Raw genomic sequence first — 20,305 nt, 5'->3', positions numbered from 1 at the left:
AAGCTCACTTCGGATGATGGTTACGGCGAGTCCAGACTCATTGCAAAAACAAAGGCCAGCCGATTTCGGTTGGCCTTTTCGTATGACTTTGCCCCTGTTGCTAGCCTTAACCTGCATATCTTTCACGGTATTCATGATCCAGCATGCTCAAGATCGCCCGTCGAAGGCCTCAGTCTCCCCCTGAATAAACTCCAAAAATTCCAGAATAATCGCAGACACCGCATCCTCCTCCGGCAAATGAATGAATTTGCTGATTCGCAGAATATCCTCTTCATATAAATCTATAAGCTGCAGCATGGCCTCGGTGTCTCCTTGCTTGGCAGCACGCAGCAATTCTAGGATTTCACGGTCCGGGATAATTCCCGGATCATCTTTCGTTTCCATTTATTCACCCCCTGTTGACTGATATTCAGCTGCCGGGCAACCTCGGCTTCCGTCAAATCCTGAAAGTAAAGTTTATCTATAATGACTTTTCCCTGCGGAGGCAATGTGTCGACAAGCTGCCGGACCCACACCTTCTCTTCAGAAGAAACGGCAAAGCCGGCACCGTGAAGGGGATTGTCATAGAAGGAGCATTCCCGGCTCCTGATTTTTCTGGCCCGATACTGCACTCTCCATCCAATGCGATAGATCTCGCTTTTACAGCGCTCATAGACCGATGTCTGCTTGTCCACAATTAAGACTCTCCTCTCTAGTGTTGTCTATAGTAGGGAAATTCAAGAGAACTTCCTACAACCAAAATAGGAACATTTGTTCTTGTTTATAGTACCATTATTTAACTGGATTGTGAAATGAGCTGTCAATTCTCTATTTCAAATGGCGTTGGCTAAGTGCTTTTCCGCAAAAAATAGATTTCCGGTTGTTATTCTCTACACGAGATCACCTATATAAGTGAAGGCTATGACAGCCTATCCAACCAAAGGGAGCTAATATGATGAAAAAAGTGCTGTATGTACCGCTCGATGATCGCCCGGTGAACCTGGATGATGTCATTGTCCAAGGAAGATCTGCCGGCATCCAGATTATTACACCGAAGCTTGATGATATCAGGAACCGCCCGGATTCCGAGAAAACTTCCTCCGGCACCACGCTGGACAGTACCTCCTCACCAACCTATGGCCATCCGGCGAATATCCGCCATTTCATTCTGAACCATGCCGCTTCAGTGGACGGCTTTATTATTTCGAGTGATATGCTGGCCTACGGGGGCCTGATCGGCAGCAGAAGACTTCGTACAAATGGTGGCGGGGCTTACCCGGACTATGATGCGACAACAACAGATTTGCTGGATGTTATCCGTCTCGTTAAGCAAGATTACCCGGACAAACCAGTGTTTGTTCTAGATACGATTATGCGGCTGGCGACAACCGTGTTTACTGAGGGGCTTACTTTGGACGCCTATAATGAATCGCGTGGGCTCATGCTGCAACCAAGAAGAACCTTTACTGCATTTGACGATATTTTGGAGGGGTATAACCTGTCTCCTGGTTCCTCCTATGGAGATACCATTCATTTTGATAAAGAGCAGTACTATAATACTCGCCAGCACAAATTCAAATCCAACCGTTATATCCTAGAGTCCCTGGTGAAAGAGGGCTATATCGATTTCCTTGCGATTGGTGTGGACGACGCCAACACCCAAGGTGTGCAAATCAATGAGATCAAGTATGTGGAAGGACGCATTCAAGCTTGGCTGGGGGGTGGAAGTAATGGACAGAATCCGGATCGAGCCATCATTCTTCCAGATGCGGATGGATTGGGGCAAGCGCTGGTGGCTCGTATGGCGAACCAACTATATCGCAGCGGGGTAAAACCTGGTTATGCTGTACACTATTTTGGCCCCCACGGCTCCACCATTACTAGCGCCTATGAATATATGGATGTGCATCAAAATTTAGAGCGGCATGTGGATATCATCGGCGGCCGCATGGTATCGGACCACCCTGCAGTGGAGATCGTAGCAATTACTGCTGCAGATCAATTACCCGCAGCTCTGAATAGAATTACTACCAACAGCAACGAGTGTATTCCGACCATTGTCATTGATTTCGTCGACTTGGGCAAAGGTAATCCTGCAGTCACAGAGGCCCTGCTGGGTAGCGAACACACGGGCCGTCTTCTGGGATACTGTGCCTGGAATACTGCCGGTAACAAAATGGGGCTCGCACTTGGTATGGGGCAAGCACGGTATGCCTACTTGTTGACAGAGACGAATGAAACCGCCCTTAAGGCGGCTATGAACGCTCATGGATCATTACTGTTCAAACGCTTTTTGAAAGACTACTACTATAAAACACTCGCCATCGTCCAGATTCGAACCTATTCCAGAGATCATTCCTTGTACACTAATACTTCAGCGCTTGCCGATCAGAATATGCTGCTGTTCAATTCACCTGCCGATTATACTCATATGCAGGCTGTCCTGCGGGAGCAGATGCAGATCCATACCGCCACACTTGCCGGTAAAGCAGCGTTTCAAGCCGGCAACTCAGCGATCCTCCAGATCTGCGGCTCTGACTGGACTTATGCTGAATATGCCTGCGCGATACTCCCATACGAGAACCCGGACTTCATCTGGGGCCGTGCCTTTGAAATTACGCTGAATCCGGCACTGAATCTGGAATAGCGTCATTCTTCCCACTCCAAAGCCAAATAAAGCAGCCCGCTCCACAGAAAGTGGAACGGGCTGCTGCTCATTATGCTACTGCTACTGCTACTGCTACTGCCCTTGTCCTTGTCCCTGTCCCTGTCCCTGAAAGGGATTTCTCGCAACACAGGTACGATACCTTACAGAAAGGAAAGGCGGATAGCACCTACCGGCTTATATCCAGCGCACCGGTACATCCTGGCTTCATCGTTCCTATTCGTATTTGGACATTATCCGCGAGAGCTTGGTCACCATCTGGTTCACCAATTCTGCCGGTTGTTGCACAGTTGCCTCATGACCCAGGCTGATCATAAAGTCGGCCAGGAAAGCAAGGTCATGCTTCGGAACCTCTCCTTCCAGCCACCCGGTGCCATCGTCACGGATATGCAGCTTGGAGACCAGCCATAATTCCGCTTCACATCTCTGAACCCCTGCCCTGCCCAGTTCAACAAGCAGGGATATCGTCTCCGTCTCCTTGTGCAATACTTCCTTCCGATTGCCCAAATGAACTTCCCGCAAATCCATCGGCGTAAGACCTGATGTATCGAAATCAACGGAATACATCCTATCGCAGCGGAAGACCCTAATGCCCTCACGGAGAAAACAATAAGCTGGACAGTACCACAAGCCATTTTGGGCATAGACTCCAATGGGCTGAATCTGCCGCTGCGAACGTTCTCCCTTTGCCTCATATTCAACAGTCATCACCCGTTGCCCGATCGCCCCCTCCAACAGTATCGATAGATAAGGGGACTCTGTTTGCCGTACAGGGGTCACAAGATCGAAGCGATTTTTCACCTGATCAATACGATCTCGAACTTCACTGGACATGTAATGGTAGAACTTCTGAAGCGCCGCCGCAGATTCTTCCTTAAAGGGTAGAGAAGTATAATGACGCAGGGCATGGCTGGCAAAAAACAGTGCAACCGCTTCCTCCTCCGTAAAGGCAATGGGCGGCAGAATGCTTTCTTTTAACACTTGATAACCACCGTGCGGACCCACTTCTGAATACAGAGGAACACCTAGCTCGCTAAGCTCCTGCAGATCCCTCAGGATAGTCCTTGTAGAGACTTGGAATTCCTCGGCTAGTTCCTTGACGGTAAATCTCCGTTTCCGGTTGACGGTCATCATCAGCTCCAGCAGACGTTTTGATTTTGGCATATGGCAGACTCCATTATTTTTTTATTAATGACAAGAGTTGTCACTATTAGACTTTACAATAAGATTACAACCAGAACAAGAACACCACACCATAATTCAACCTAAGGAGATGTATAAGAATGTCTTTTCAATTAATTCCCTACATTATGCTTGACGGTCAGGCTAAGGAAGCCATCCAATTCTATGAACAAGCTTTAGGTGCCGAGCTGCTTTTCAAACAAACCTTTGGTGAAGGCCCACAGAACCCCGATTCTCCGCTGAAGGCAGAGGACACGGCACTCGTTGCGCACGCCATTCTGAAGATTGGCGATACACAGATATTTGTAGCCGACTCCATTCCGGGGTTAGCACTCCAACAGGGCAACATCTTGACGATCTGTCTCACCACGGATGACAGCAATCAGGCCAAGCAATTCTATCAGCTCTTGCAACAAGGCGGTCAGGTTGTTCTGCCGTTGGAAGCGGCCTATTTCAGTCCGGCTTACGGGATGGTTAAGGATAAGTTCGGCGTAACCTTTCAAATTTTCACCAAACGACAGTCATAGAAACACTTCAAGCCTTCCTTTTTCAATTAGATAAAAGGGTTGCGAGCTAGTCTTAACAGCATCTTAATTTAGACCTCCGGGATTAATACAATGATAAGATTCAGTTACCCACGTGTTAACACTCATCGGATAGACTCAGCTATGAAACCAACGATAAAGGAGATAAACCGATGAATGATTTTATTAGCAAAAAAAGCCTGGTGCTGTTAAGTCTTGTTGGCTCATTAAGTGTAGGTTCCTTAGCCGTCTCAGCTTCGGCTGATCCGCTCAAGCCTGTCGCAGCACCCTTGAGTTCTGTCACGAAGGTAGCGGCAGTCAATTCGAAATCGCAGCCCCAAGCTTCTTCCTTCAAACCTGATCAACTACTGCAGCTGTTACAGCAACAAAAATATGAAGTGATTTATGGACAAACAATAGCCGAATTCAAAAAGGCGTTCCCGCTTCAAGACTTCAAGCAAGCGGCTCGCCTATACCACAGTAACGTCACTTCCTATAAATTGAAAAGTCACGTAGCCTTGAACAATACCAACTATTATGCCTGGACGGACCCTAAAGGTGAAAAAACGATTCAGGTCATGTTTAACAGTAAAAATCAGATCGCGTTCCTTATCTTTGATACTTTGAAATTGTATCCTGAGACCGATGCAAAGCGTACGCAGACGACCTTTCAGCTTCCCTTTAAAGGGAATTGGTTTGTCTTCTGGGGAGGACCCAATGAGCTGATCAACTACCACTATGGTGCTGTACAACAGCGATATGCGTATGACCTGATCGTCGTTAACAATGGATTCAGTTACAAAGGTGATCCCACCAAAAATGAAAGCTACTACGCTTTTGGTAAACCTATCTTCGCTGCCGCAGCAGGCAAGGTAGTGAAAGTAGTCAATAACATCCATGACAACAGCCCTGTCGGAACGGAGAACACGAAGGAGATTGCCGGAAACCATGTGATTATCGATCACGGCAATGGAGAGTTCAGCTATTATGCCCATCTGCAAAAGGGCTCGGTCAGCGTCAAAGTCGGCGATCAGGTGAAAGCCGGAGATGCGCTTGGCAAATGCGGCAACTCGGGTAATTCGAGTGAAGCGCATCTGCATTTCGAGGTAGCCGACAGTGCAGAGCTCTATACTACGAAGTCCCTGCGCGTGAATTGGAAAGACGCCGATGATTACGAACAAGGCATCTATATCAAAGCACCTTAATGATCGAATAAAAAGAAGCAACTCGGACATCTGAGTTGCTTCTTTTTGTCGCTTATATTAATAGCAGGCTTTCGGCTTATGAATTGCCCTTCCAAGCTGCCGTAGCCGATGAAGAGAACGACAGATAATAAATGATATAATAGAAGGAGATAATAGCAACTATATATTAACGGGAGAATAAAGCGATGCAATCTACTATAGATGCCATGGATGATGAACTGTGGGACAAGCTCATTCAGGATGTGGCGTATCTTTTCGATGATCTGACGCTCAAACGTGGGTTTCAATATTATAAGCAAAAGCGTGTCCGGCCGTTTGCAGTGACCGATGCGCGTAAAATCATTACCCTCGTTGAGGGTAACGATGATTACTCCGTGGTTATCGATCTCGACAATCTCGGAAATAGCCGCTGCGAATGTCCTGTCAAAGGACCTTGCAAGCATATGGCCGCCGTGCTGATGCATTATGCAGACATGCAGAAGCGCTCCGTGCAGACACTAGCGAACGCTAAGGCCGCCGCTTCTCTGCAGCGTCCAGCCAGTCCCAAGGTTCCCCCTGGGGCGGCTTCAATGCTGGCGCGACAGGATCTGCTTCAACAACAGGCAAGCCGCATACCGGAAGCCGGGGTTGCGGAGTGGCGTGAGTTCTGTGTAAGCTGCACCGCGCCGCTGGCTCACACGAGCCGGACGCCGGGTTATGCCGAGAAAGCCCTCGCGGCCATCCTGAAATATAAACCGTCGATGTCACCGGCTACAGAGAAACTGTTCCTACTCCATGCCCACCTCTTTGTGCTAGAAACGATAACTAAACCCCAGGGTCCGGCGCAGACTACGTTCGTTTCCTCCATGGGCTACTTCGCCCATATGACTGTCACAGAGCTGCAAGATTCTATCGGGCAGCTCCTGACTAGCGCCCTTCCGCTGAGGGTAGAATCGCAGCAATGGCCTCGGGCGATGGAAATTTTGGACTACCTGCGCCTGCAAATGCTGTCTGAGCCACGCGGCCGTTCCCGTGAGCAGCCTTATTTCCGTATAGCTTATGAGCTGTACTGGGAACATTGGCTCGAACCCAACCTCAGTGACAACAAGCTATACGAAGAGGAGCTTGATCAGCTACGTACAGCGGAGACAGAGCTTGGGACTTCGCTCTCGCGGCATGCCTGGCTGCTAGCCCAGAGCCGGATGTATTTCTACCTCGGGGACGATCCCCCGGCCTGGGCACATCTTCGCACCGCTGCGGACACCCCTGCTCTGCAGCCGGAAGACCTGCTCAGCTTCCTTGAACCCTTATACAGCGCCGGGGATTGGGACCGGCTGGTGAACTGGCTCGTCCAGACTGGCCCGTTGCTCGGTAGCCGAATCTACGGAAATCTGAAGGATTATTCGAGCTACTGGGATGCGGTCGTGTCCCAGCGCCCAGAAAGTGAGCCATTGATGTGGAGTACTCTGAGCGAAATGCTGCCTTTGGCAGGTGAAATCTATGGCGAAAAGCTGCTCCTCCATGAGAAATGGCAAGTCTGGATGGACTACCAACTCGCGAACGGCAAAGAACCTGCCGACTTCCGTGTCCGGGACCTTCAGCCGCTGGAGAAGCACGCACCGGAAACGCTGCTCCCCTTCTACCATCAGGCTGTAGAACGATTCGTGCTGGACAAGAACAGGCAAAGCTATAAAGCAGCGGTTAAGTTATTGAAGCGGCTATCCAAGCTATACAAGAAAATGAAGCAGGAGGAGCGCTGGGAACTGTATATCCATTCGTTCTCCGTTCGCAATAGCAGACTGCGCGCCTTGCAGGAAGAGCTTCGGAAAGGAAAACTGATTACATGAGCATCAATATGCATTTGAATACGATCACCGTGAAGCTCGCCTTGAGCGAGTACGGCGATGCTTTATTATTCGGGCTCAACGAACGGGACGATTATGTTCCTGGCTTGACCCTCAAACAGCGATTGTTCGCCTGGCACGAAGCTTCTTTCTATGGTACAGAACTAGCGGTGCGGCAGGTGGAAGACGTTCAAGTGGTGGTTCTGCCTGCAGAGCAGGTCATCCCTTTCTTCTCCGATCCCAAGCTTCTGAGCCATGTGCATTGGAACTGGGAAGGCGGTGCTGCCCGTCTTAATGTATTAGCCCCCCTGCTGACGGACTGCCTGAAGGGGAAAAAATATATTCCACGTCTGGCCGCCTATCGGGAAGGGCGGCTGCAATGGACCTGGGATGATGCCGCGCTGAAGCGGGCCGCCACAGACAGGAACGAGTCATCTACTCTACAGCAGATGCTCACTGAGAGCTCCGATTTCACGGAAGGACTCCGTGCAGCGTTCTCGGCAGCGGTGTCCCAGCAATATTACGGAACCGAAGCCACCGCTGGCGATTTGCGCAGCGAATACCCGCTGCTGTTCGATAGAAGCGGCACGGGCACGGCAGGTATGGATGAAGCCGCTTGGCTGATCTCCATCGGCTGGAAGGCCGACACCGCCCCGTTCCGCCCGGCACTGCAATTGCTGGAGCCGGAAGGCGATGAGCTACACTGGGTGCTGAAGCTTGTGCTGCAGGACAAGTATGACGAGTCCGTGCTGGTGCCGATACAGCTGAGCGGCGAAGGCGAAGCCGCCGGGAAGTGGCCTGCGGCGTGGACGCCCCATGTCACCGAACGCGCCGCAGGCTGGTCCGCCCGTCTGCTCGCCAGCCTGCCACGCGAGCAGCTCTTAAGCGGCGCCGATATGCTAGGCGCGCCGCTCAGTAATGAGCTGGCCTGGCGCTTCCTGACGGCGGACAGCCGCCGTCTGCTGGAAGCGGGCTGGCAGGTGCTGCTCCCGGCGTGGTGGGAAACCGCCAGCCGGAAGAAGCCGCGCCTGCGCGCCAAGGTCAGCTCTGGCGAAGGCGAGCGCAGCGGCCAGTCGCTGTTCGGTCTGGATTCGCTAATCGATTTCGATTGGCGAATCTCCATCGGTGATGCGGACCTCTCGGAGTCCGAGTTCGCCGAGCTGGTCGCCCGGGGCGAGCGTCTGGTCCGCTTCCGCGGCCAGTGGATTCCGCTCGACCCCGCCCTCCTGGCCCAGATTCAGCGGGCCATGGCTGGCATGGACAAGTCGCAGGGCTTGTCCTTCCAGGATGTTCTGCAGCTTCATCTCCTGGGTACAGGCGATGAAGCCGAGAACGCTGAAGCCGCCGAAGAGCAGCTTCAGGAGGAGGCCACACGGCTCCGCCTGGAGGTGGAGCTGAACGGACACTTGCTCGGCCTCATCGGCCAGCTCGGACAACAGGCCCAGTGGCCGAAGCCCGAGGTGCCGGCCGGCCTTAAGGCCGAGCTTCGCAGCTACCAGCACGACGGCTTCGCCTGGCTGGCTTTCCTGCGTCGCTTCGGGCTGGGCGCCTGCCTGGCCGACGACATGGGCCTGGGCAAAACGGTGCAGCTGATCACCTATCTGCTCCACCTGAAGGACAACTATGCCGCCGCCCCCAAACCGGATGCGGCAGCCAAACAGGATCCCCACGCGGCCCCTACGGATTGGCCGTCGCTCATCATCTGCCCGACCTCGGTACTCGGCAACTGGCAGAAGGAGCTGGCCCGCTTCGCCCCGTCTCTGAACGTTATGCTGCACTACGGCAGCAAACGTCTGGAGGCTGGCTACTTCTACGGAGCCGCTTCGCAGGCTGATGTGGTACTGACGTCTTATGCTACCGCTTCGCTGGATCAGGAACTGCTGAAACAATTCACCTGGGGATGCATCTGCCTGGATGAAGCGCAGAACATCAAGAACGCGCAGACGAAACAGTCTGTCGCCGTTCGCAGCTTCCCGGCGCTGCACCGGATTGCGCTAACAGGCACGCCGATCGAGAACCGGCTCTCTGAGCTGTGGTCAATCTACGACTTTATCACGCCCGGTTACCTCGGCAGCTCCAAGTCGTTCCAGGACCGGTTCAGCAATGCCATCGAGAAGGAGCGCGATGAGCGCCGTACAAATGAGCTGCAACGACTCGTTAAACCGTTCATGCTGCGGCGCAAGAAGAAAGATCCGGCAATCCAACTGGATCTGCCGGACAAGAACGAGATGAAGACCTATATTCACCTGACAGCAGAGCAGGCTGCGCTATATGACCAAACCGTCAATGAACTGCTGGAACGTGTGCAGAAGCTCGAAGGCATCGAGCGCAAAGGCGCTATTCTCTCGGCGCTTACCCGGCTCAAGCAGCTATGTGACCATCCAGCACTGCTATCTAAGGAAGCCTTGCAGGAGATGGACCCCGATTCAGGAGCGATGGCACCGCTGAACACCCCGGCCCTGATCGGGCGTTCAGCCAAACTGGAGCGCTTGATGGCCATGGTCCGTGAGCTGCGCGAAGAGGATGAACGCTGCCTCATCTTCACACAGTATGTTGGCATGGGCCAAATGCTGCAGGCCGTGCTCCAGCAAGAGCTCGGAGAGCCGGTGCTATATCTGAATGGCAGCACCTCCAAAACTGCACGGGATCGGATGATCGATCGCTTCCAGGCTCCCGCGCGAACAGATTCGGCTGAAGCATCGTCCGATCAGCCAAATGTCTTCATCCTCTCCCTGAAAGCCGGTGGAGTCGGCCTCAACTTGACCGCGGCCAACCATGTGTTCCACTTCGACCGCTGGTGGAATCCCGCCGTCGAGAATCAGGCAACCGACCGGGCCTACCGGATGGGCCAGACCCGGGATGTTCAGGTCCATAAATTCATCTCGCTTGGTACACTTGAAGAGCGTATTGATGAGATGCTGGAGAGTAAGCAACAGCTTAGCGACAACGTGATTTCCAGCTCGGAAGGCTGGATTACCGAGCTGTCTACAGATGCACTCAAGGATCTGTTCACCTTACGTAGAGAATGGATGGCGTAAAGTGGTGAGCCTACCCATAAACGCTGAGAGTTCTTATATTCTTGTGCGTTACAGGCGATGGGGGCTTTACTTCGATTAGCAGAGCTTTGAAGTGAACCCGATGCACCTCCGGTTTGCCATAAATTAGTGTATGTGTTAGAATCGACTTAACTTTTATTGAACGGAGGGTTACGTGTGATAGACTTTATCCGAGTTCGTACGTTGCGCGGCTAATTGAATAGCGCTCAAGCTCTGCCCATGTGCAGAGGACTCAGGATAGGTCTGCCATTTTAAAGGTAACCCACAATCATGGACTGCCCGAAGAAGCATCATCCTCTTCAGCGTTCCTCCTTTAGAAACCTCCATAGAAACCCATGAACACAAGCGTAGCCTGTTATCGCAGGGGGAGATGTCATACATCTTCATCTTTTCTCATGTGAAGGCTATTTGTGTCCTGCATCCTATGGAAGACCAGGTCTCGCAGCGGAAGTACGTCTTCCCTCGCGTCCTTGTTCTGAAGTCCTCTACAGATACTGTAAGCACAGGCAGATAGCCTGTGCTTTTTTATTTTTCATTTTCGCTAAAGTTGTATGTTAATTTTGGCTAAATAACGGAGGATGATTATATATGATGGAACCTACTCAACAAACAGCGATCATTGTTGGGGTCCAGCTGCAACAGGACCATAACTTCGCTTATTCTATGGAAGAACTGCGCAATCTGGCAGCTGCATGCAATATCGAGGTTATCGGGGAACTGAGCCAGAAGACCAGCCGAATCAACCCTTCCCATTATCTTGGGACTGGTAAAATCGAAGAATTGAAAGCTTTAATGGAAGCAGCAGGTACGGAACTTGTTATTTTCAACGATGAACTATCCCCTTCCCAAATCCGCAACCTGGAATCTACACTGGATCGGCAAGTTATTGACCGGACGATTCTGATCCTCAATATCTTCGCTGAACGAGCCAAGACCAAGGAGGCCCAGCTCCAGGTGGAAGTCGCCCAGCTGCAATATATGCTCCCCCGGCTGTCAGGCCTGCGTGAATCATTGGGACGTCAGGGCGGTGGTGCCGGCATGAAGAACAAAGGTACCGGGGAGACAAAGCTTGAACTTGACCGCCGGAGAATTGAAGAGCGCATCTCTGCTCTCCAGACTGAGCTAACCCAGCAAGTGTCGCGGCGCCAAATTCAACGCAAGCAACGTCATAAGAATGAAGTGCCTGTGGTCTGTCTCGTTGGATACACCAACACCGGCAAATCCAGCTTGATGAACGCTATGGTTGAGACTTACCATCCGGGTTCCAACAAACAGGTATTCGCGAAGGATATGTTGTTCGCCACCCTGGAGACCTCGGTACGCAGCATCGATTTACCGGATCATAAAACCTTTCTCTTGACGGATACGGTAGGATTCGTGAGCCAGCTGCCGCACCATCTGGTCAAAGCCTTCCGCTCCACGCTTGAAGAAGTGACCGAAGCGGATCTGTTAATCCACGTCGTTGATATTGCTGATTCACAGCACAAGCAACATATGGCAGTGACGGAGGAGACTTTAAAAGCGCTCGGCGCAGACGGGATTCCTGTCCTCTACGCCTACAATAAAGCGGATTTGACAGACCTGTCCTATCCGCTTGTTGAAGGGGATAACCTCTACTTGTCCGTGAAGCAAAATAAGGGCATTCCTGAACTAACACAGTTGATTCGCGATCATGTGTTTAATGACTACATGCAATGCGAGATCCTCGTGCCCTTTGATCAGGGACGTCTGGTCTCTTACTTCAACGAGAACGCTCATGTCCAATCGGTCAGCTATGAGGAAAATGGCACCCGGATGACGCTGGAGTGCAAAATAGCAGACTTCGAGAAGTACCGGAACGACTTCATCGAGCTTTAAAGGATCAGAAAGACAAGAAAGCCCCGACTTCTGCACAGGATTGAGGCGGGGGACTGCTTGTCTTTCTGAGAACTTCTAAAAGGCAGATATATACCGGCCTGCACGCGTCCATGACGTAGTGTAGCGCCGGTTTTTTGATGCTTTGTAAGCCTAATAAAAGTTCAGAAATCATCAATATTATATCGATGTAGTCGGAAGGTCTGCTTTTTTATACGTATAAATATAATGATGCCCCCCAATTCTGGCGATGACCGCCAGGTCTGAAGCTCTGACTACGGAAGACGAGCGGCTTCGCCCCTCCGATAATTTCCGCAAATACTCAAAATCAGGATGAAATGTCTCATCCAAGAGATATGCAGACGTTGTGCTTCCCGGTACTCTCTCCTCGTTCAGCGCAGCAATGATGCCCGCCCCGGAGCTTATACCGATGCCGTGACCAAAATATTCCCCATTCCCCAGGACGATAACATTCTCACCCTGCCATTCGGGTTTGTTCGGATCATGGTCGGGATTCTTGAAATACTGCACATCGCCAGGATAGGCTTCCAGATTGTTATTAATAGTAGTAAGCTGCAGATCGCTATCATAATGCCAGTCATACAGTAGCAGATCATTGAAATAGGAGTTGAATACAGCCGGGCCCAGCGTATCCAACACACCCTTGTATAAAACCACTACCGTTGCTGTGGCGCATTCAAATGCATAAAGATAACCGTTACGAAAAATGTCGTTGATCCCATCGGATGGCTGAACCCCGCTTCTCAGCTGTAGCCCGCCTTTGCTGGTCCGGGTCCAATAATTCGGATTACCCCGGGTAGTCTCAAAAGAGGCAAATTCTGCTCCGCTGGCATCCAGTCCCCTTGCCGCATTCACAATGTGCTTTCTTGTATTCAGCTCGAATTCCAGCGCCGCCGGACTTTCATACACATAGTTCTCCGGGCTTCTCTGTTTCTCCGCTACAATTTCCCGCTCTACCCCGGTCAAGCCTGACATGTTAATTCCGTTGATGTCGCCATTCAAGAACGTAATCACTGCCGTACCTCCCATGAATCTTTATTCTCTTAATATGGGTTATTGTACGTTGCAACTCCTGTGGATGTGCAAAACAACCCTCCAGTACCACTGCACATGTGCAGGAACTGGAGGGTTGTAGTGTTATTTTTAATATTAGGTTAAATTATGCAGTACCAAGTGCGATCTCATCGTCTTCGTTATCCGAATTGAAGGCTTCACGGTCAAATTCACCTTCCGAATTAGCAACCAGCAGAGCTGTAACAGTAGTTCCTGTCGCATTCACGGCAGTACGTCCCATATCGATGAGAGCTTCTACACCGGCCACGATAGCGATACCTTCAAGCGGCAAGCCTAGCGCAGTTAATACAACTGTAGTAGAGATTACCGCTGGACCTGGAACTCCAGCTACACCAATAGAAGAAATAATACTAACAAGTACGAGAACGATGTAGTCTGTTACGGTTAAATTGATACCAAATACTTGAGCAGTGAACACCGCCACAATTGCCGGCCAGATGCCGCCGCAGGCGTTGAAGTTCACAGATGCGCCAAGCGGAGCGATAAAGCTCGCAATACGCGGCGAGACATGCAATCTCTTAGTGATGACTTCCAGATTGACTGGAAGCGTAGCATAGCTGCTGCGCGTGGTGAATGCTACAGCGATGGTCGGATAGATTTTGCGGAAGAACTTAATCGGATTGACCTTGGCTACGAAGAATACCAGGCCACCGAAGATCAGCACAAAATGGATGATCATGGCTACATAGGAGGTAATAATAACACTTCCAAGCTCCTGCAAGGTCTCCCATCCATAACGCGCCGTAATCGCAGCAATGAGTGCGAACACACCATATGGCGTTAAGCGAATAATGAATTTGACGACTTGGTGCAGAATCAAGGTCAGAGATTCGATCAGATCACGTACAGGCTTTACTGCCTCTGGCTTTTTAGAGCCAATCTTGATAATTGCCACCGCCAGGAAGACTGCGAAGATAAGCAGCGGAACCACTTTACCAGTCGCCGCTTCATTAACTGGGTTAGAAGGTACGAGGTCGAGAATGACCTGCGAGAAGGTCGGAATCTCACGGGCAGTGAAGTCTGCCGGCACCTCCTGCTGGATCCCTTGACCGGGATTGAAGAGCAGGGCTACTGTCAGCCCTATAATAGAAGCGATTCCCGTTGTCCCCAGGAACCAGGCAAAGGTCTTGATACCAACTTTACGCAGATACTCCAGGTTGGTCAGAGACGCGATGCTGTTCAATACGAGAACGAATACCAGGGGAATAACGAGCATGCGGATCAAACTTACATAAATGCTACCAAAGGTGCTGATGGCTTTGGTCTCAAATTCCAGCTTTTGAAAAACAATCCCAACTACAAGTCCGATTAACAAACCGATAATGACTCGGGTACCAAACCCTACACGCTTGCGTGCCAACAGAAATAAAACTCCGAAGACAACGATGGAAACTACAAATCCGTACCAGTTTGTTTGAATCGCCGAGAGTAGATTATTGTCTATATTCTTCATTCTTTCTAAAACCCTCCCAATACCCCACTTATTTGATATGAATAATGATAAATAATGTATATACAAAACCTATGAATGTCAATGTAATTATATGTTAATTTCATTTAATCCCGATAATTTCGGTATGAAAAATAAATATTGATTGACAACTACTTTCGCCATTGAATAATATTAAAAACATCACACGATGCATGCATCATTTGCTGGATCACCAAAGGGATAGAATCAACTGGACAGCCAGAGATTCGAGTTAGAGCGCTAGGTTTGCGTTCTCTTGAGTCTCTGGCTTTTTTATTGGCGCAAAAGGGAGGGATGAAGACTTCAGCCGAGCAATCCAGCATGAGCATACATAACTAGCGGAGGACTGAGTCTACTGGACAGCCAGAGATTCAGCGGGTGATGTCATTGCACCACCTGCCTGAGTCTCTTTGTTGTTTCCGCTGGAACCAAGCTTGCAGAAATGAATATTCACGTAACACGCAGGACATGTTGTAAAGCCCAGACTGTATACGCAAAACGCACTACAAATAAGCCCGAAGGCGACAGGCTTAGCCGCCTTGTCTGCCTGGTCCAGGGCGCAAAGAAAAGGATGATTACTCTTATGAAAAAGCTCACTATTTCGATCGTTACTGCTGCTGTAGTCTTCTCCGCTTTGACTTATGCCGCCGTATCGGCCAATCAGAAAACACCGGAGGCTGCGCCGGCACAGAACAATACCGCTGCCGCTAGTACTACTGACACCGCCTCCGCGGCAGGCACACAGACAGCTGTGCAAACTGTAGCCGAGACCGTTCAGCCGGAAGCGACTCCTGCGCCAGCTGCAGAAACCGTGCAGGCTGAGGCCACTGCAGCGCCTGCCGATCAAGCTGCCGCTGTGACTACTGCTCAGCAGCCGCAAGCAACAGAAGCTCCTGCGCAAGCCGAAGCTGCACAGGTGAAAACTGCTTCTGCACCAGCTGCAGAAGCTACAACCGTGAACACCGCCGTTGCCAAAGTAGCTGCGCCGGCACAAGCCACTGCTGCACCGGCCGCACAAACGACACCGGCACAGCCGCAAGCAACCACTGCACCTGCAGTCGCAGCAGCGCCTGTGGTTTCCAAGACTACACCGGCAGCTACCCCTGCTCCAGCAGTGAAAGCCGCCCACCCGACGGCAGCACCGGCACAAGCTCCAGCTGCCGAAACTAAAGCCACTGCTGCACCGGAGCCTACAACTGCTCCAGCCAAGAAAATCACCTTCTCAACGACCGAAGTGGTGAAAGCCAAGGCTACCGCTGCACCTGCTGCGGAACCCGTTCACTCCAAATCAAGCCCATCTGCCCCAACAGAGAGTGTGCAAGCTCCGGCTCCGGCACCTGCCTCTGATCCAGCACCAGCACCTGCTTCGTCATCTGACGAAGAAGTATGCCCTTGATTTCGTGCATCATTGCCGCTGAGCTAAGACCCAGCCAACTATATTTTCAGAAAACAACAGAAATCGAGGTGCAAAATCAATGAGTATCAAGTTCAAGCCAAAAAAAATCGTGAGTCTGCTGCTGGCAGCCTCCCTGCTTGTCCTGCCTCTTCAGGCAGGCCGGGCAGCGGCTGCTGAAACAGCCGTTTCTGCAGCCACTCCTCTATCTAATTTTGATTATTTCAGCAAGGTGTATCCGAAATTAAATGACCCGAACCATGTCTATAAAACAGCAACTTACGAGGACATCGTTCATCTGTTTGAAAGCCAAGGCACTTATGCCGTTCTGGTAGGCGGTGCATGGGATGAGAACACACAAGCGGATATCGGCTTTATCAATGAAGTTGCCAAGGATTACGGCATTTCTACCATTTATAATTTTGATACCAAGCTGGATGGCGATACGCTGCAAATTGCAGATACCAATAACAAGTTCGCGTATAAATACGTAGACCTGGTTAACAAGTACCTGACGAACCTGGATATTTACGATAAGAACGATCCAGCGCACAACGTGAGCTACACAGCCAAAGACGGCAGCACGGTCTCAGCTAACAAAATTGAAGCTCCGTTCCTGTTGGTCTACAACAAGGACAACAAGGATGCCCAAGGCAACAGTGCTCCCATTGTCTCTTACCTTAAAGACAGCAAATCCTGGTCAGAGTTTCAGACAAACGGAATAATTGATCAAACCAAGGTCGATGCCTATAAGGATCAGGTTCGATCCGTATTCTCCAAAGCCGTGAAATACGACACGATCAATGAATCGGAGTATATCAAAGCTGCATTTAACAAGAACTATGAAGGAGAGAACCCGGGCAAGCCCACGATCTTCACCTCGGCTGACGGCGATCTCGTTTATGAACATGTTACCTATCATCAGTTAAAAGAAATCTTGTCCAGCGACGGCAACTATGCCATCCTGTTCGGGGGTTCCTGGTGCCCTAACACCCAGGCGGTCATCAAATACATTAACGAACAGGCCAAGAAGAACAACATCAATAAAATATATCTGTGGGATACGAAGCTCGATTCCGGCGTGACGGTAGGTCTGCCGAACAACAATAGCGGCAATTCCGTCAAGGATGGAAATCCGCACACCAACGATGAGCTTCAGGTCCGGACCACCGACCATGCATATGCTAAGCTATATGTGGACCTCGTAAATAACTATTTGACAAATATCAAGTCACAAGACAACACAGCAGCCTCACCTAAAACAATCAGTTATGTGGATCAAAACAATACGACAATTTCCGCAGATCGTCTGCAAGTTCCATATCTCTTCACCTATAACAAAACCAATAAGGATGACAGTGGGCAAACAGCACCTATTCTGGGACACATCGAATTGATGTACTCCTGGACAAATATCCAGCCCGACTATGTCAGCAATGGTTATGCTAACGGTGCAAGATACAATTTCTACCTGAACGCGCTCGATAAGCTTTTCTCCAGACTGGAAGCTATCCCGACTGAACTGACAGCCGTAGCGCCAACTTCGGCTACCGCGAACGACGGACAGATTACTGGCGTTCTGAACAAATCGCTGGAGTACAAACGTGCCGATGAGGCTGAATACAAACCGGTATCCGGTGAAGCCATTACCGGACTGGCACCTGGCACCTATCAGGTAAGATATGCCGCAAAACCGGGTTATCAAGGCCCTACCGTTCCGGCAGGAGCACCTGCAATCCCGTATAAACCGGGTCAAGCCATCGAAATTGTGGTTCCGGTCTTTACACACCAGCAAGCAGCACCGACTGGACTGACCGGCGTAGCTCCTACAACGGCTGCCAACGATGATGGGCAGATTACAGGAACCAATGCAGCCCTGGAATACAAACCAGCCGCTGCCGCTGATTACATTCCAGTGACCGGCGAAGCCATCACAGGACTTGTGCCTGGCTTCTACGATGTTCGCTATGCCGCCAAGGAAGGCTACAGCGCCAGCCCTGTAACCCGCGTTGAGGTCCCTGCGTACGGCGAACAGGCCGCACCAACCGGACTGGTAGGTATTGCTCCTACTACACCTGCCAATAATGACGGGCGTATCACCGGCACTACACCTGCACTGGAATACAAACTGGCGGGGGTTACCGATTATGTCTATGCTACAGATATTGAAATTACAGGGCTTGTACCGGGTACTTATAACGTCAGATTCGCAGCCAAGGAAGGCTTCAAAGCGGGCAGAGCAGCCGATGTAATCGTGCCAGCCTATACCGCAGAGCAAGCAGCGCCAACCGGTCTCACCGGTATCGCCCCTACTTCATCTGCCAATAATGACGGACGTATCACCGGCACAACGCCAGCACTGGAATATAAACTGTCCACTGTTACCAATTATGTATACGCCACAGATGTCGAAATTACAGGACTTGTGCCTGGTACTTATAACGTGCGATATGCTGCCAAAGAAGGCTACAAAGAAAGCCCTGTAACTGATGTAGTCGTACCTGAGTACAAAGCACCTACTGGCGGCGGAGATCCCGGTCCATCAACTGGCGGCAACTCACCTGCACCGACTCCGGTTAGCAGCCCTGCACCGACTGCCAGCGCGGCACCAGTTACTAGTGCGCAAGGAAATACAATCATCGCTTCTAAAACAGCGGTTGCTACTACCGATGAATCTACAGGTGTTACCACAGCTTCCATCACAGCAGCTGATGTAACGGAGCTTGTAGAGAGTGCTAAAAAAGCAGAAGCCGACGGAAAATCAGCACTGCTGGAAATCAAGGTTGAGACTACTGCCAAAACTCAAACCGCTGAGCTAACCATTCCAAGAAGCGCATTCAATGCAGTTGCTTCTGGCACAAAAGCTCAGGTTAAAATCAACTATGCCAACGTAGGAACGATCACCTTGGATGCCAAAGCAATCGCTAATATTAGCGGAGCTAAAGATGAGGGTGATATCCATATTCGGATCGCCAAGGTTTCACTCACCGACGAAGGTAAAGAGGTCCTTGGTGATAGACCTGTCTACGATCTGACTGTCAAAGCAGGAGACCTTACTGTTTCTAGCTTCGGCGGAGGCAAAGCGCAGATCAGCGTTCCTTACAAGCTACAAGCTGGCGAAGAGCCGAATTCTATCATCATCTACCATATTAATGAATCGGGAAGTCTCGACAATGTACGCGGCAAATACGCTGCGGGAACAGTGGATTTTGTCACTACCCACTTCTCCCAATACATCGTTGCTTATAACAAAGTCGAATTTGCCGATGTTGCAGCAAATGCATGGTACAACGATGCCGTTAGCTTCCTGGCTGCCCGGAGCATCACGTCCGGAACAGACGACAGCCACTACAGCCCTAACGCCTCGGTTACCCGCGGACAGTTCACTGTTCTGCTGCTGAAGGCCTATGGCATTGATGCCGACGAGAATGCTACCGATAATTTTGCTGACGCCGGGAACACGTATTACACCGGCTATCTGGCTGCTGCTAAACGCCTGGGGATTACCACCGGTGTTGGCGAGAATCAATTCAAGCCTGACAGCAAAATCACACGTCAGGAGTTATTCACGCTACTGTACCGTTCTCTGGACGTCTTGGGAGAGCTTCCAGCTTCTAAGAATGGCCCTGCTCTGTCCAGCTACAGCGACGCTGGCCAAATCGCAGACTACGCTAAAGAAGCCCTGCAGGCTCTTACTGCCTCTGGAGTTATTGCAGGAAACAATGGCAAGCTCAACCCTGCCAGCGTATCTACTAGAGCAGAAGTAGCACAGGTACTGTTTAATCTTCTTTCCAAGTAATGCCCACCCCGCATTACATCTTCTAAAAAAGCCTCCGAACCCCTTTTCATAGGGATTCGGAGGCTCTTCCATTTCTTATCCTAACAGGTTAGCGAACCGTGATGGCCGTCCATTCCTCCGTTATTAACGTCCTCCATCGTTCTTAACATCATCCATATTACCGTTTCTTTATATCTACGAAATTATCCCTATTTCCGATTTACAGTTAGTAACAATCGTGTTGCTTGACGACTGACTTTATGTCTAATGACGTGTTTTA

General features: G+C 50.6%; 13 protein-coding genes. 8 read left to right on the top strand and 5 right to left on the bottom strand.

The window, feature by feature from the left end:
- Positions 1-147: 147 nt before the first annotated feature.
- Positions 148-384, bottom strand: a complete 237-nt coding sequence (locus ACFVU8_RS26760) for a helix-turn-helix domain-containing protein (RefSeq protein WP_379467040.1) — start codon at positions 382-384, stop codon at positions 148-150.
- Complete coding sequence (locus ACFVU8_RS26755) at positions 336-674, bottom strand: sigma factor-like helix-turn-helix DNA-binding protein (protein WP_175372049.1); 339 nt, start codon at positions 672-674, stop codon at positions 336-338. Before ACFVU8_RS26755 ends, ACFVU8_RS26760 begins: the two co-directional genes overlap by 49 nt.
- A gap of 257 nt (positions 675-931) precedes the next feature.
- Here ACFVU8_RS26755 and ACFVU8_RS26750 point away from each other — a divergent pair, with 257 nt between their 5' ends.
- On the top strand, positions 932-2,626 hold the full coding sequence (locus ACFVU8_RS26750; RefSeq protein WP_387431374.1) for a DUF4127 family protein: 1,695 nt from the start codon (positions 932-934) through the stop codon (positions 2,624-2,626).
- 234 nt (positions 2,627-2,860) lie between these two features.
- Here ACFVU8_RS26750 and ACFVU8_RS26745 read toward each other — a convergent pair whose 3' ends face one another.
- Positions 2,861-3,808: a helix-turn-helix transcriptional regulator gene (locus tag ACFVU8_RS26745; protein WP_387431372.1), complete on the bottom strand. Its 948-nt coding sequence runs from the start codon at positions 3,806-3,808 to the stop codon at positions 2,861-2,863.
- A gap of 119 nt (positions 3,809-3,927) precedes the next feature.
- On the opposite strand from ACFVU8_RS26745, the gene ACFVU8_RS26740 reads away from it, so the two are divergent.
- From ACFVU8_RS26740 to hflX, 5 genes are all read left to right on the top strand, one after another.
- Positions 3,928-4,353: a VOC family protein gene (locus ACFVU8_RS26740; RefSeq protein ID WP_379467037.1), complete on the top strand. Its 426-nt coding sequence runs from the start codon at positions 3,928-3,930 to the stop codon at positions 4,351-4,353.
- A gap of 170 nt (positions 4,354-4,523) precedes the next feature.
- Entirely contained in the window at positions 4,524-5,555 is a 1,032-nt protein-coding gene (locus tag ACFVU8_RS26735; RefSeq protein WP_387431369.1) for a M23 family metallopeptidase, read from the top strand.
- Positions 5,556-5,740: 185 nt separating this feature from the next.
- Positions 5,741-7,381 (top strand): SWIM zinc finger family protein, encoded by a 1,641-nt coding sequence (locus ACFVU8_RS26730; RefSeq protein WP_387431367.1) that lies wholly within the window; start codon positions 5,741-5,743, stop codon positions 7,379-7,381.
- Positions 7,382-7,383: 2 nt separating this feature from the next.
- The gene (locus tag ACFVU8_RS26725; RefSeq protein WP_387431488.1) at positions 7,384-10,416 is read left to right on the top strand and encodes a DEAD/DEAH box helicase; all 3,033 of its coding nucleotides are present in this window, start codon (positions 7,384-7,386) and stop codon (positions 10,414-10,416) included.
- A 609-nt stretch (positions 10,417-11,025) separates the two neighbouring features.
- Positions 11,026-12,291, top strand: a complete 1,266-nt coding sequence (gene hflX / locus ACFVU8_RS26720; protein WP_387431486.1) for a GTPase HflX — start codon at positions 11,026-11,028, stop codon at positions 12,289-12,291.
- 177 nt (positions 12,292-12,468) lie between these two features.
- On the opposite strand, the gene ACFVU8_RS26715 is transcribed toward hflX, so the two are convergent.
- Together ACFVU8_RS26715 and ACFVU8_RS26710 are read right to left on the bottom strand one after the other, a co-directional pair.
- Positions 12,469-13,323 carry a protein-glutamine gamma-glutamyltransferase gene (locus tag ACFVU8_RS26715; protein ID WP_387431365.1) on the bottom strand — a complete coding sequence of 285 codons (855 nt, stop codon included), beginning with the start codon at positions 13,321-13,323 and terminating at the stop codon, positions 12,469-12,471.
- A 145-nt stretch (positions 13,324-13,468) separates the two neighbouring features.
- A complete protein-coding gene (locus tag ACFVU8_RS26710; protein ID WP_387431362.1) occupies positions 13,469-14,836 on the bottom strand; it encodes a dicarboxylate/amino acid:cation symporter in 1,368 nt (455 codons plus the stop codon).
- A 601-nt stretch (positions 14,837-15,437) separates the two neighbouring features.
- Between ACFVU8_RS26710 and ACFVU8_RS26705 the strand changes: the two genes are divergently transcribed.
- On the top strand, positions 15,438-16,250 hold the full coding sequence (locus tag ACFVU8_RS26705; RefSeq protein ID WP_387431360.1) for a hypothetical protein: 813 nt from the start codon (positions 15,438-15,440) through the stop codon (positions 16,248-16,250).
- A 79-nt stretch (positions 16,251-16,329) separates the two neighbouring features.
- Positions 16,330-20,046, top strand: coding sequence for an S-layer homology domain-containing protein (locus ACFVU8_RS26700; protein ID WP_387431358.1), 3,717 nt, complete (start codon positions 16,330-16,332; stop codon positions 20,044-20,046).
- Positions 20,047-20,305: the final 259 nt, after the last annotated feature.

Origin of the sequence: Paenibacillus sp. NPDC058177, from assembly GCF_042883835.1 — a bacterium.
Taxonomy (GTDB): domain Bacteria; phylum Bacillota; class Bacilli; order Paenibacillales; family Paenibacillaceae; genus Paenibacillus_AQ; species Paenibacillus_AQ agri.
The sequence above is the reverse complement of the archived record's forward strand: the minus strand, read 5'-3'. Positions and strand labels throughout refer to the sequence as shown.